At 69.4% G+C, this 13,650-nt stretch carries 13 protein-coding genes; 12 read left to right on the top strand and 1 reads right to left on the bottom strand.

The genetic code is table 11. The features are described from left to right. Nucleotide 1: 1 nt before the first annotated feature. Entirely contained in the window at nt 2–1,453 is a 1,452-nt protein-coding gene (locus AWC03_RS15785; RefSeq protein ID WP_085241661.1) for an FAD-dependent oxidoreductase, read from the bottom strand. Nucleotides 1,454–1,516: 63 nt separating this feature from the next. Here AWC03_RS15785 and AWC03_RS15780 point away from each other — a divergent pair, with 63 nt between their 5' ends. From AWC03_RS15780 to hpf, 12 genes are all read left to right on the top strand, one after another. Then, entirely contained in the window at nt 1,517–3,025 is a 1,509-nt protein-coding gene (locus tag AWC03_RS15780; RefSeq protein ID WP_085241660.1) for an APC family permease, read from the top strand. Between the two features lie 99 nt (nt 3,026–3,124). Further along, nucleotides 3,125–4,366, top strand: coding sequence for an alkane 1-monooxygenase (locus AWC03_RS15775; RefSeq protein WP_085241659.1), 1,242 nt, complete (start codon nt 3,125–3,127; stop codon nt 4,364–4,366). Beyond that, the gene (locus AWC03_RS15770) at nt 4,363–4,545 is read left to right on the top strand and encodes a rubredoxin (protein ID WP_085241658.1); all 183 of its coding nucleotides are present in this window, start codon (nt 4,363–4,365) and stop codon (nt 4,543–4,545) included. The genes AWC03_RS15775 and AWC03_RS15770 overlap by 4 nt, the downstream gene beginning before the upstream one ends. A 46-nt stretch (nt 4,546–4,591) precedes the next feature. After that, nucleotides 4,592–4,774, top strand: coding sequence for a rubredoxin (locus AWC03_RS15765; protein ID WP_085241657.1), 183 nt, complete (start codon nt 4,592–4,594; stop codon nt 4,772–4,774). Between the two features lie 49 nt (nt 4,775–4,823). Next, entirely contained in the window at nt 4,824–5,420 is a 597-nt protein-coding gene (alkX, locus tag AWC03_RS15760) for a TetR family transcriptional regulator AlkX (RefSeq protein ID WP_090422814.1), read from the top strand. Between the two features lie 96 nt (nt 5,421–5,516). After that, complete coding sequence (gene ahcY / locus AWC03_RS15755) at nt 5,517–6,989, top strand: adenosylhomocysteinase (RefSeq protein WP_085241655.1); 1,473 nt, start codon at nt 5,517–5,519, stop codon at nt 6,987–6,989. A 64-nt stretch (nt 6,990–7,053) separates the two neighbouring features. Continuing rightward, on the top strand, nt 7,054–7,743 hold the full coding sequence (locus AWC03_RS15750) for a dTMP kinase (RefSeq protein WP_085241654.1): 690 nt from the start codon (nt 7,054–7,056) through the stop codon (nt 7,741–7,743). An 80-nt stretch (nt 7,744–7,823) separates the two neighbouring features. After that, nucleotides 7,824–8,510: a two-component system response regulator MtrA gene (mtrA, locus tag AWC03_RS15745; RefSeq protein ID WP_067925378.1), complete on the top strand. Its 687-nt coding sequence runs from the start codon at nt 7,824–7,826 to the stop codon at nt 8,508–8,510. A gap of 13 nt (nt 8,511–8,523) precedes the next feature. Continuing rightward, a complete protein-coding gene (gene mtrB / locus AWC03_RS15740; RefSeq protein ID WP_085241653.1) occupies nt 8,524–10,206 on the top strand; it encodes an MtrAB system histidine kinase MtrB in 1,683 nt (560 codons plus the stop codon). After that, the gene (lpqB, locus tag AWC03_RS15735; protein ID WP_167542751.1) at nt 10,206–11,963 is read left to right on the top strand and encodes an MtrAB system accessory lipoprotein LpqB; all 1,758 of its coding nucleotides are present in this window, start codon (nt 10,206–10,208) and stop codon (nt 11,961–11,963) included. Before mtrB ends, lpqB begins: the two co-directional genes overlap by 1 nt. Before the next feature lie 40 nt (nt 11,964–12,003). Continuing rightward, entirely contained in the window at nt 12,004–12,636 is a 633-nt protein-coding gene (locus tag AWC03_RS15730; protein WP_085241651.1) for a ComF family protein, read from the top strand. Between the two features lie 322 nt (nt 12,637–12,958). Continuing rightward, nucleotides 12,959–13,627: a ribosome hibernation-promoting factor, HPF/YfiA family gene (gene hpf, locus AWC03_RS15725; RefSeq protein WP_085241650.1), complete on the top strand. Its 669-nt coding sequence runs from the start codon at nt 12,959–12,961 to the stop codon at nt 13,625–13,627. Nucleotides 13,628–13,650: the final 23 nt, after the last annotated feature.

Here is a 13,650-nt window from a genome sequence, read left to right as displayed (position 1 = left end):
CTCAGACCCGATGGTGGCGACCCGCATCGCCCGGCTCCGCCGCGCTCGCGATCGCCACGGTGTGCCGGTCCCGGGCGGCCTGACGGCGTTCGCCCAGCCACAGCCGCAGGTTGTGGGCCATCGCCCGCCCGATGATGCGCGGCGGCGGGATCATGTACAGGCTGTCGAGCAGCGAGAACCGGCGCAAAAACCACTCGGCGAGAACGGGATCGGTCTCGGCGGCCCCCAGGAATTGGTCGAAGAGCGCACCGGACGGTCGCCACCACCAGGGGATCGGCCCCTTGGCGCCGGCGTGGTGGAAGGTGACGTCGCCGATGGCGTTCATGATCCAGACGGGGAAGGTGGTCTTGGCGGTGGCCCGGCTCAGTTCCGCCGCCAGCTGCTCGTCGCGGGAGGACAGCGCGCGCCGCAGGTGACCGGCCTGCAGCGACGTCATCGTCATGCCCTGCCCGAAGGTGGGGTTGAAGCTGGCGACGGCGTCGCCGAACGGGATGATCCCCGCGGGGAAGCGGTCGAGCTTGTCGTAGCGGCGCCAACGGCTGGCCGGAAAGGCGTGGAAAGCCGGTTCCCCCAGGGGTTCGGCGCGTGTCAGGGCGGTGCTGAAGTGGGCCGGGAGCAGCTCGTCGGCCAGCGCCAGCATCTCGGGAAAGGTCCGGGGCGGTTTGACGTTGGCCACCCCGAACGTGGTCAGCACCCAGGTGCCGTCCTCGTAGCACAGCATGCCCAGCCCGAGCGACTTGTCGTGCGAGGCGCCCGCGACCACCACCTTCTCGGTGATCAGCCCGTCCGCGATGCGGAACTGCTGGGTGGCGTAGTGGATGCCGATGTCCAGGGCGTCTTCCCTGGGGCGTTCGTACCCCCACTGCTCCAGCCAGACCGGCAGCCGGGTGCCCCGTCCGGCCGCGTCGACGACGAGGTCCGTGGCCACGAATTCCGGCTCCCCGCCGTCGGTGCCGGTCGCGTCCAACAGCACCCCGGTCACCCGCCGGCGCGCCGGGTCGTACCGCGGTTCGGCCACCGAGCGGCGCACGATCGCGACATTGTCGGTGTCGCGGACGCGTTTGCGCAACTGCCACTCCAGGTGCGGGCGGCTGGGCACGTACGCGGTGAATTCGTCGCGCAGCGTGTGCCCGGTCCCGAGCACGTGGCCGGCCGCGCCGAGGTGAATGCAGTCGGGCCGGTTCTCCAGCATGGGCACGCCGGCGGCCACCATGTCGTCCAGCAGTCCGGGGAACAAACTCTCGAACTCCATTGCGCCGCGGGCCATCAGCATGTGCAGGTGCCTGTCCTGCGGGACCGTCGCCCGGTTCGACGGTGTGGCCGGCAAGTCGTCGCGTTCGTAGACGGTGACACGCGCATACGAATCCGCGAGCACCCGCGCGGCGCACAGGCCTGCGACGCTGCCTCCGATGACCGCCGCATGCTCCCTGGTGTTTGCTTTGGTGTCCGGCATCTCGGCAGAGTACCCAGTACTGTGGCGGACCAATGGGTCCCAGTTGATTCCGAAGGGCGACGGATGGCCAACCGATGGCGGACGAAGTCGGTCGAACAATCGATCGCCGACACCGACGAGCCCGACACCCGGCTGCGCAAGGACCTGACCTGGTTGGACCTGGTCGTCTTCGGCGTCGCGGTGGTGATCGGCGCCGGGATCTTCACGGTGACGGCGTCCACGACCGGCGACATCACCGGCCCGGCCATCTGGGTCTCGTTCGTCATCGCGGCGATCACCTGCGCCCTGGCGGCGTTGTGTTACGCCGAGTTCGCCTCCATGCTCCCGGTCGCCGGCAGCGCCTACACCTTCTCCTATGCCACCTTCGGGGAGTTCCTGGCCTGGATCATCGGGTGGAACCTGCTGCTGGAGCTCGCGATCGGCGCCGCGGTCGTGGCCAAGGGGTGGTCGAGCTACCTGGGCAACGTGTTCGGGTTCGCCGGTGGCACAACCGAATTCGGGTCGATCAGCCTGGACTGGGGTGCGCTGGTGATCGTCGCCGGGGTGGCGACCCTGATCGCGCTGGGCACCAAGCTGTCGTCGCGGTTCTCCGCGGTGGTCACCGGTATCAAGGTGTCGGTGGTGCTGTTGGTGGTCGTGGTCGGCGCCTTCTACATCAAGGGCTCCAACTATTCGCCGTTCATTCCCAAGCCCGAAGCCGGGCATGAGGCCTCCGGCATCAACCAGTCGGTGCTGTCGCTGCTGACCGGGGCGCACAGCAGCCACTACGGGTGGTACGGCGTGCTGGCGGGCGCGTCGATCGTGTTCTTCGCGTTCATCGGTTTCGACATCGTCGCCACCATGGCCGAGGAGACCAAGCGGCCCCAGCGCGACGTCCCGCGGGGCATCCTCGCGTCGCTGGCCATCGTGACCGTGCTCTACGTGGCCGTCTCGGTGGTGTTGTCGGGCATGGTCTCCTACACCCAGCTCAAGACGGCCCCGGGCCACCGGCCGGCGAACCTGGCCACGGCGTTCACGGCCAACGGGATCCACTGGGCCAGCAAGATCATCGCCATCGGCGCGCTGGCCGGATTGACCACCGTGGTGATGGTCCTGATGCTCGGCCAGTGCCGCATCCTGTTCGCGATGGCGCGCGACGGCCTCTTGCCGCGGCAACTGGCCAAGACCGGCACGCGCGGCACCCCGGTCCGGATCACCGTGCTGGTTGCGGTCGTGGTGGCCGCGACGGCATCGGTGTTCCCCATCGACAAGCTCGAGGAGATGGTCAACGTCGGGACCCTGTTCGCGTTCGTACTGGTCTCGGCCGGCGTCATGGTGCTGCGGCGCACCCGCCCGGACCTGGAGCGCGGCTTCCGGGCGCCGTGGGTGCCGGTCCTGCCGATCGCCTCGATCACCGCGTGCGTGTGGCTGATGGTCAACCTCACCGCGCTGACCTGGGTACGGTTCGCCGTCTGGCTGGCGGTGGGGACCGCGATCTACGTCGGCTACGGATACCGGCACTCGGTGCAGGGCCGGCGCGAGGCCCACGGGATCGAGGCGCCCGCGCGCGCGGAACCCGACACCGTGCCGTAGCGGCCGGTTTACAAAAGTACGTCTCTTGTCTAGACACGAGACGCGGTAGGCGATATTGTCAAACTCAAGCGTGGTGTGACTCACAAGGAGGTTTGGCATATGACCACACTCGAACGGCAGGTACACCCGGAGGCGTCCGAGCCGCCGGTCTGGCGGGACAAGAAGCGGCACCTGTGGCTGATGGGGCTGATCGCGCCGACGGCGTTGTTCGTGGTGCTGCCGCTGGTCTGGGCGATGAACTCACTCGGCTGGCGGACCGGCTCGCAGGCGCTGCTGTGGATCGGGCCGATCCTGGTCTACGTCCTGCTGCCGATCCTGGACCTGCGCTTCGGGCCCGACGGCCAGAACCCGCCCGACGAGGTGATGGAGCAGCTGGAGAACGACAAGTACTACCGCTACTGCACCTACATCTTCATCCCGTTCCAGTACCTGAGCGTGGTCTTCGGCGCCTACCTGTTCACCGCTTCGAACCTGAGCTGGCTCGGCTATGACGGCGCGCTGGGCTGGGCGGGCAAGCTCGGGGTGGCGCTGTCGGTGGGCGTGCTCGGCGGCGTGGGCATCAACACCGCCCACGAGATGGGCCACAAGAAGGACTCCCTGGAGCGGTGGCTGTCCAAGATCACCCTGGCCCAGACCTGCTACGGCCACTTCTACATCGAGCACAACCGCGGCCACCACGTGCGGGTGTCCACCCCTGAGGACCCGGCGTCGGCGCGCTTCGGCGAGACGTTCTGGGAGTTCTTGCCGCGCAGCGTCTTCGGCAGCCTGCGCTCGTCGTTGCGGCTGGAGGCCCAGCGGCTGCGCCGGCAGGGGCGGAGCCCGTGGGACCCCCGGACGTACCTGTCCAACGACGTGCTCAACGCCTGGCTGCTGTCGATCGTGTTGTGGGGGGTGCTGATCGCGGTCTTCGGCCCGGCGCTGATCCCGTTCGTGGTCATCCAGGCCGTCTTCGGCTTCAGCCTGCTCGAGTCCGTCAACTACCTCGAGCACTACGGGCTGCTGCGGCAGAAGCAGGCCAACGGCCGTTACGAGCGCTGCACCCCGGTGCACAGCTGGAACTCCGACCACGTCGTCACCAACCTGTTCCTGTACCACCTGCAGCGGCACAGCGACCACCACGCCAACCCGACCCGGCGGTACCAGACCCTGCGCAGCATGGCGGGCGCGCCCAACCTGCCGAGCGGGTACGCGTCGATGATCTCGCTGACCTACCTCCCGCCGCTGTGGCGCAAGGTGATGGACCACCGGGTGCTCGAGCACTACGACGGCGACATCACCAAGGTCAACATCCACCCGCGGGTGCGGGAGCGGGTGCTGGCGCGCTACGGGGTGCGGGCGTGACCGCCTACCGGTGCCCGGGCTGCGGCTACACCTACGATGAGGCGAAAGGTGCTCCGCGGGAAGGATTTCCCGCGGGCACGCCGTTCGGTGACATCCCCGACGACTGGCGCTGCCCGGACTGTGCGGTGCGGGATAAGGCCGATTTCGAATTGACGTCCGGCGACGATGCAGCCGCGTAAGCGGGTGAGGAGAAGCCGGACAATCGGATAGGAGTGGAGTGAACCGGTGAGCGACTACAGACTCTTCGTCTGCGTGCAGTGCGGATTCGAATACGACGAGGCCAAGGGCTGGCCGGAGGACGGCATCGCGCCCGGGACCCGCTGGGACGACATCCCCGAGGACTGGAGCTGCCCGGACTGCGGCGCGGCGAAATCCGACTTCGAGATGGTGGAGATTGCTCGTTCGTGATCGGCGCGAAAGCGGCTCGAAAGCGGCTATTGTCGCGCCTGTGAAGCGGATGCCGTTCCCCGAGGCGTCGCGCGCGCTGCTGCGCGACTCGGTGCTGGACGCGATGCGAGAGTTGCTGCTGACCCGCGACTGGTCCGCCGTCACGCTGTCGGACGTGGCCCGCGCCGCGGGCATCAGCCGGCAGACCATCTACAACGAGTTCGGCTCGCGGCAAGGCCTGGCGCAGGGTTACGCCCTGCGCCTGGCCGACCGGCTGGTCGACGCCGTGCAGGCCGCCATCGACGCCAACGTCGGCAACATCTATGAGGCGTTCCTGCAGGGCTTTCGCGCCTTCTTCGCCGAGTCGGCGGCGGACCCGCTGGTGATCTCGTTGCTGACCGGCGTCGCCAAGCCGGACCTGCTGCAGATCATCACCACCGACAGCGGCCCCATCATCACCCGGGCGTCGGACCGGCTGAGCGCGGCCTTCACCCAGAGCTGGGTGGCCACCAGTGACTTCGACGCCGGCGTCCTGGCCCGGGCGATCGTCCGGCTGGCGATGAGCTACGTGTCGATGCCGCCGGAGGCCGACCACGACGTGGCGGCCGACCTGGCGCGGCTGATGACACCGTTCGCGGAGCGCCACGGCGTCGTCAACGTCCCCTGACGCCCTCCCGCGGCCGCCGACTACAGTGGCGCAAGAGCGCATACCTAAGCTAAGTAATCCGCGTGGAACCTAAGCCGCAGAAGGAATGAGACTTTTATGACGACGACCGAAAGTTCGTTGACCGCCGACGTCCGCAACGGCATCGATTTCAAGGTCGCCGACCTGTCGTTGGCTGAATACGGTCGCCGGGACATCGAGCTGTCCGAGCAGGAGATGCCGGGTCTGATGTCGCTGCGCCGCGAGTACGCCGAGGTGCAGCCCCTGAAGGGGGCGCGGATCTCGGGCTCGCTGCACATGACGGTGCAGACCGCCGTGCTCATCGAGACCCTGGTTTCGCTGGGCGCGCAAGTCCGGTGGGCGTCCTGCAACATCTTCTCCACCCAGGACCACGCCGCAGCCGCCGTGGTCGTCGGCCCGCACGGTACGCCCGAGGAGCCCAAGGGCGTCCCGGTGTTCGCCTGGAAGGGCGAGACGCTGGAGGAGTACTGGTGGGCCGCCGAGCAGATGCTGACGTGGCCCGACGAGCCGGCCAACATGATCCTCGACGACGGCGGCGACGCCACCATGCTGGTGCTGCGCGGCGCGCAGTACGAGAAGGCCGGCGTGGTGCCGCCCGCGGAGGAGGACGACCCCACCGAGTGGAAGGTCTTCCTGGACTTGCTGCGCAAGCGCTTCGAGACCGACAAGGACAAGTGGACGAAGATCTCCGAGTCGGTCAAGGGCGTCACCGAGGAGACCACCACCGGCGTGCTGCGCCTCTACCAGTTCGCCGCGGCCGGCGACCTCGCCTTCCCAGCGATCAACGTCAACGACTCGGTGACCAAGTCCAAGTTCGACAACAAGTACGGCTGCCGGCACTCGCTGATCGACGGGATCAACCGCGGCACCGACGTGCTGATCGGCGGCAAGAAGGTGCTGGTCTGCGGCTACGGCGACGTGGGCAAGGGTTGCGCCGAGTCGGTCAAGGGGCAGGGCGCGCGCGTCGTCGTCACCGAGATCGACCCGATCAACGCGCTGCAGGCGCTGATGGAGGGCTACGACGTCGAGACGGTCGAGGACGCGATCGGCACCGCCGACATCGTCATCACCGCGACCGGCAACAAGGACATCATCACGCTGGCGCACATGAAGGCGATGAAGGACTACGCGGTGCTGGGCAATATCGGGCACTTCGACAACGAGATCCAGGTCGCCGCGCTGGAGCGCTCGGGCGCCACCAAGACCAACATCCGGCCGCAGGTCGACGTGTGGACGTTCCCCGACAGCGGCAAGTCGATCATCCTGCTCTCCGAGGGCCGGCTGCTGAACCTCGGCAACGCCACCGGGCACCCGTCGTTCGTGATGAGCAACAGCTTCTCCAACCAGGTGATCGCCCAGATCGAGCTGTGGACCAAGAACGACGAGTACGACAACGAGGTGTACCGGCTGCCCAAGCACCTCGACGAGAAGGTGGCCCGCATCCACGTCGAGGCGCTCGGCGGCAAGCTGACCAAGCTGACCAAGGAGCAGGCCGAGTACATCGGCGTCGACGTCGACGGTCCCTACAAGGCCGACCACTACCGCTACTGAGTCCTCGGTCCTCATGCCGGGTGTGCGGCCAGCCGCACACTCGTGCGCGGGATAGGCTCGCGCGGTGCTGATCGCGATCGAAGGGGTCGACGGGGCGGGCAAGCGAACGCTGTCCGAGGGCCTGCGCAAGGCCTTCGAGGCGGCCGGGAAGTCCGTGGCGATCCTGGCCTTCCCCCGCTACGGCAAGTCGGTGACCGCCGACGTCGCGGCCGAGGCCCTGCACGGCGAGCACGGCGACCTGGCGTCGTCGGTCTACGCGATGGCGATGCTGTTCGCGCTCGACCGGGCGGGGGCCGTCGACGACATCGAGGCGCTGCGCCGCGACCACGACGTGGTGATCCTGGATCGTTACGTCGCGTCCAACGCCGCCTACAGCGCCGCGCGCCTGCACGAGGGCGCGGGCGGGGCGGCCGCCGCCTGGGTGCTCGAGCTGGAGTACCGGCGGCTGCGGCTGCCCGCACCCGACTGGCAGCTGCTGCTCGCGGTGCCGGCGGAGCTGGCCGGGCAGCGCGCGCGCAGCCGGGCGCAGTCCGATCCGGGGCGGGCGCGCGACAGCTACGAACTCGACGACGAACTGCAGCTGCGCACCGGCGCGGTCTACGCCGAGCTGGCCGCGGCGGGCTGGGGCGGGCCCTGGCTGGTCGCCGACGCCGACGTCGATCCGGCCCGGCTGGCCGCCACCCTCATCGGCGCCAAGGAGGTGCCCCCGACCGTCCGGGAGGGCACACCGGGGGCGCCGGGCAGGGGTTTTTGACCCGAATTGCCGCTATATTTGCGGCCAGGCCCAAGAAACGCCCGTGTGGCGCGCCAGTTTTGTCCCGATCTGGTGACACCATGGATGCCATGAGGCAAAGGATCTTAGTCGTCGATGACGACGCTTCGCTGGCCGAGATGCTCACCATCGTGTTGCGTGGGGAGGGTTTCGACACCGCGGTCATCGGTGACGGTACCCAGGCCCTGACTGCGGTGCGCGAACTGCGCCCCGACTTGGTACTCCTGGACCTGATGCTGCCGGGCATGAACGGCATCGACGTGTGCCGCGTGCTGCGCGCCGATTCCGGTGTGCCGATCGTGATGCTGACCGCCAAGACCGACACCGTGGACGTGGTGTTGGGCCTCGAGTCCGGCGCCGACGACTACATCATGAAGCCGTTCAAGCCCAAGGAGCTGGTGGCGAGAGTGCGGGCGCGGCTGCGGCGCAACGACGACGAGCCCGCCGAGATGCTGTCGATCGCCGACGTCGAGATCGACGTGCCGGCGCACAAGGTGACGCGCAACGGCGAGCAGATCTCCCTGACTCCGCTGGAGTTCGACCTGCTGGTCGCGTTGGCGCGCAAACCGCGGCAGGTGTTTACTCGTGATGTGCTGCTCGAACAGGTGTGGGGCTACCGGCACCCGGCGGACACCCGCCTGGTGAACGTGCACGTCCAGCGTCTGCGGGCCAAGGTTGAGAAGGACCCGGAGAACCCGACCGTGGTGCTGACCGTTCGAGGAGTGGGATACAAGGCCGGACCTCCGTGATCCGGGGGCGCCATTGATCTGGGGCTCTCGGCGACGCACTCGGAGCCGTTGGGGGCGCTCCGGTCCCATGACCCGCGGCATGGGCGCGGTGAGTCGCGCCGTTGCTGTTGCCTGGCGCCGGTCGTTGCAGCTGCGGGTCGTCGCGCTGACGCTCGGGATGTCGTTGGCGGTGATCCTCGCGCTCGGCTTCGTGTTGACCTCTCAGGTCACCAATCGTGTGCTCGACGTCAAGGTCAAGGCGGGCATCGAGCAGATCGAGCGCGCGCGCACGACCGTCGGCGGGATCGTCAGCGGCGAGGAGACGCGCTCGCTGGACAGCAGTCTGCAGCTGGCCCGCAACACGCTGACGTCGAAGACCGACTCCGCGTCGGGCGCCGGGCTGGCCGGCGCGTTCGACGCGGTGCTGATCGTGCCGGGCGACGGGCCCCGCGCGGCGACCACGGCCGGACCGGTCGACCAGGTGCCCAATGCGCTGCGCGGCTTCGTCAAGGCCGGGCAGGCGGCGTACCAGTACGCCACCGTGCACACCGACGGTTTTTCCGGCCCGGCGCTGGTGATGGGCACGCCGGCGTCGTCGCAGGTGGCCAACCTGGAGCTGTACCTGATCTTCCCGCTGAAGAACGAGCAGTCCACCATCGCGCTGGTCCGCGGCACCATGATCACCGGTGGCGCGGTGCTGCTGGTGCTGCTCGCCGGGATCGCGCTGTTGGTATCCCGGCAGGTGGTGGTGCCGGTGCGGTCGGCGTCGCGGATCGCCGAGCGGTTCGCCGAGGGGCACCTGTCCGAACGGATGCCGGTGCGCGGCGAGGACGACATGGCCCGGTTGGCGGTGTCGTTCAACGACATGGCCGAAAGCCTGTCCCGCCAGATCACCCAGCTCGAGGAGTTCGGCAACCTGCAGCGCCGGTTCACCTCGGACGTCAGCCACGAGCTGCGCACCCCGCTGACCACCGTCCGGATGGCCGCCGACCTCATCTATGACCACAGTGCCGACCTGGATCCCACGCTGGCGCGCTCCACCGAGCTGATGGTCAACGAGCTGGACCGGTTCGAGTCGCTGCTCAACGACCTGCTGGAGATCTCCCGGCACGACGCCGGGGTGGCCGAGTTGTCCGTCGAGGCGGTGGACCTGCGCACCACCGTGCGCAGCGCGCTGAGCAACGTCGGCCACCTGGCCGAGGACGCCGGCATCGAGCTGCTCGTCGACCTGCCGGACGAGGAGGTGATCGCCGAGGTCGACACCCGGCGGGTGGAGCGGATCCTGCGCAACCTGATCGCCAACGCGATCGACCACGCCGAACACAAGCCGGTGCAGATCCGGATGGGGGCCGACGAGGACACCGTGGCCGTCACCGTCCGCGACTACGGGGTGGGGTTGCGGCCCGGCGAGGAGAAGCTGGTGTTCAGCCGGTTCTGGCGGGCCGACCCGTCGCGGGTGCGCCGGTCCGGCGGCACCGGGCTCGGCCTGGCGATCAGCGTGGAGGACGCCCGCCTGCACCAGGGCCGGCTGGAGGCGTGGGGCGAACCCGGTGAGGGATCCTGCTTCCGGCTGACGCTTCCGCTGGTCCGCGGCCACAAGGTGACCACCAGCCCGCTGCCCATGAAGCCCATTCCGCCCACCGCGACGACAAACACGGGGCCGCAACCGACCAAAGACCGGTCGCGGCAACGGGAACACGCCGAGAGGAGCGGGTGATGCGGCGCCTGCTCGGGTTGGTGTTCCTCACGGTGGTGCTGGCCGGTTGCGCGGGGGTGCCCAGCTCGTCGGCCCCGCAGGCCATCGGCACCGTCGAACGGCCGGCCCCGTCGAACCTGCCCAAGCCGACGCCGGGCATGGATCCCGACGTGCTGCTGCGCGAATTCCTCAAGGCCACAGCCGATCCCGCGAACCGGCATCTGGCGGCCCGGCAGTTCCTCACCCAGTCGGCGTCCAACGCCTGGGACGACGCCGGTAGCGCCCTGCTGATCGACCACGTGGTGTTCGTGGAAACCCGTGCGGCCGAACGTGTTTCGGCGAACATGCGGGCGGACATCCTCGGGTCGCTGTCGGACATGGGGGTGTTCGAGACCGCGGAGGGGGTGCTGCCCGACCCGGGCCCGATCGAGTTGGTCAAGACGTCGGGCGGGTGGCGCATCGACCGGCTGCCCAATGGGGTGTTCCTGGACTGGCAGCAGTTTCAGGCGACCTACAAGCGCAACACGCTGTACTTCGCCGACCCCACCGGCAAGACGGTGGTTCCCGATCCGCGCTACGTCGCGGTCGCCGACCACGACCAGCTGGCCACCGAATTGGTCTCCAAGCTGATCGGCGGCCCGCGGCCCGAGATGGCGCACACCGTCCGCAACCTGCTCGCCCCGCCGCTGCGGCTGCGCGGGCCGGTGACCCGGGCCGATGGCGGCAAGAACGGGATCGGGCGCGGCTACGGCGGGGCGCGCGTCGACCTGGAGAAGCTGTCCACCACCGATCCGCACAGCAGGCAATTGCTCGCCGCGCAGATCATCTGGACGCTGGCCAGGGCCGACATCCGGGGCCCGTATGTGATCAACGCCGACGGCGCGCCGCTGGACGACCGGTTCGCCGAGGGCTGGACGACCTCCGATGTGGCGGCCACCGACCCCGGTGTGGCCGACGGCGCGGGCGCCGGGCTGCACGCGCTGGTGAACGGCTCGCTGGTGTCGCTGGACGGCCAGCGCTTCGGCAACGTGCCCGGCGCCTTCGGCCGCATGGGCGACCAGACCGGCGCCGCGCTGTCCCGCAGCGGGCGGCAGGTGGCGTCCGTCGTCACGCTGCACCGGGGCGCGCCCGACGAGGCGGCGTCGCTGTGGATCGGCGACCTCGGCGGCGAGGCGGTCCAGTCCGCCGACGGGCACAGCCTGACGCGGCCCAGCTGGTCGCTGGACGACGCGGTCTGGACGGTGGTGGACGGCAACAACGTGCTGCGCGCGATCCAGGAGCCGGCGTCGGGGCAACCCGCCCGCATCCCGGTCGATTCCGTCGCCGTGGCCAGCCGCTTCCCGGGGCCGATCACCGACCTGCAGCTGTCCCGCGACAGCACGCGCGCCGCGATGGTGATCGGCGGCCAGGTGATCCTGGCCAGCGTGGAGCAGACCCAGGCCGGCCAGTTCGCCCTGACCTACCCGCGGCGGCTCGGCTTCGGGCTGGGCAACTCGGTGGTCTCGTTGTCCTGGCGCACCGGCGACGACATCGTGGTGACGCGTACCGATGCCGGCCATCCCGTGTCCTACGTCAACCTCGACGGGGTGAACTCCGACGCGCCCGCCCGCGGCCTGCAGATGCCGGTGCTGACCGTCGCGGCCAACCCGTCGACGATCTACGTCGGGGCCCCGCAGGGGGTGCTGCAGTATTCGGCGTCGGCGGCCGAAAGCCAGCAGGGCTGGTCGGAGGTGCCGGGGTTGGCGGTGTTCGGGGCGGCCCCCGTGCTCCCGGGCTGACCCCACCGGCGTTGTCGGTCCCGCGCGCCAGACTGGCGCCGTGCTCGACCTCATCCTGCCGCTGCAGTGCGGCGGCTGCGGGGCGCCGTCGACCCGCTGGTGTGACGCGTGCGCCCGGGAGCTGTCGGTGGCGCCCGACCAGCCGCACGTGGTGAACCCGCGGGTCGACCCGGGGGTGCCGGTGTTCGCGCTCGGCCGCTACGCCGGCGCGCGCCGGCAGGCGATCCTGGAGCTCAAGGAGCACGGCCGCGCCGACCTCGTCGGGCCGTTGGCGGCCGCGCTGGCCACCGGGGTGCACCGGCTGCTGTCGTGGGGGATCGTCGAAACGCCGGTGACGGTCGTGCCGGCTCCGACGCGCCGTTCGGCGGCGCGCCGGCGCGGGGGCGATCCGGTCACCCGGCTGGCGCGCGCCGCGGTGGCCGGCCACCCGGCCATCAGCGTCGTCCCGGCGCTGCGGATGAGGGCGCTGGTTCGCGACTCGGTGGGCCTGGGGACGGCCGCCCGCGAGCGCAACGTCGCGGGCCGGGTGCTGCTGCGGGGAACACGGCCGGTCAGCGAGGCCTTGATCGTCGACGACATCGTCACCACCGGGGCGACGGCGCGCGAGTCGGTGCGGGTGTTGAGCGCCGCCGGCGTGCGGGTCGCGGCCGTGCTGACGGTCGCGGTCGCGTGAGGCTGTGCGGCCGCCAAGAGTATGTGAAGAACTCGCAACACCTCCGCGAAATCAGTGGCATGGCGAGGCGAACAAGAGCTAACGTCGAGGACAACATCAATCGACTCACTGGGCTGACTTCACTGGTCGCGACGTTCCCAGGTTGAGACCCCACTCGCGGGAAGGGGTGAGTATTCGACACCTTGCATCGGCGAGCAGCCTGCGGCGGTTACCTGTTGAAAGGACCGCTCTCCCACCTCGTCGGCGCGTCGTAGTAAGCCGGGCACGCAGGGCGCGTGCGACGTGAAAGAGAAACGAGTTGTCACGTATGTCAAGGCTATCCGTGGATTCCGGTCAGATTCTCGACCAACCGCCGACGCACACCGACGGCCAAGCTCAACCGACGACCAGCGCCGACGTGGTCTTCAAGGGCCGCAATGTAGAAGTCCCCGATCACTACCGCCTCTACGTCTCCCAGAAACTCGCCCGCCTCGAGCGGTTCGATCGCTCCATCTACCTCTTTGATGTCGAGCTCAAACACGCGCCGAACCGGCGCCAGCGCAAATCGTGTCAACGCGTCGAGATCACCGCGCGCGGCCGCGGGCCGGTGAGCCGGGCCGAGGCCTGCGCCGACAGCTTCTACGCGGCGTTCGAGTCCGCGGTCGACAAGCTGGAGAACCGGCTGCGCCGCGCCAAGGACCGCCGCAAGGTCCACTACGGCGACAAGACGCCGGTGTCGCTGGCCGCCGCCACCGCGGTGGTGCCGGCGCCGCCGGCCGAACCCCTGCCGGAGCCGCCCCTCGACCATGACGGCGCCGAGACCGACCACGAGCCCGGGCGCATCGTGCGCACCAAGGAGCACCCGGCCACGCCGATGACGGTCGACGACGCGCTCTACGAGATGGAGCTCGTCGGGCACGACTTCTTCCTGTTCCACGACAAGCAGACCGAACGGCCCTGCGTGGTCTACCGCCGCCACGGCTACGACTACGGGCTGATCAGGCTCGCCTGAGCAGGCCCTCCTGAGGTTGGACG

The sequence above is a fragment of the Mycobacterium europaeum genome (genome assembly GCF_002102155.1).
GTDB classification, from domain to species: Bacteria; Actinomycetota; Actinomycetes; order Mycobacteriales; family Mycobacteriaceae; genus Mycobacterium; species Mycobacterium europaeum.
The sequence above is the reverse complement of the archived record's forward strand: the minus strand, read 5'-3'. Positions and strand labels throughout refer to the sequence as shown.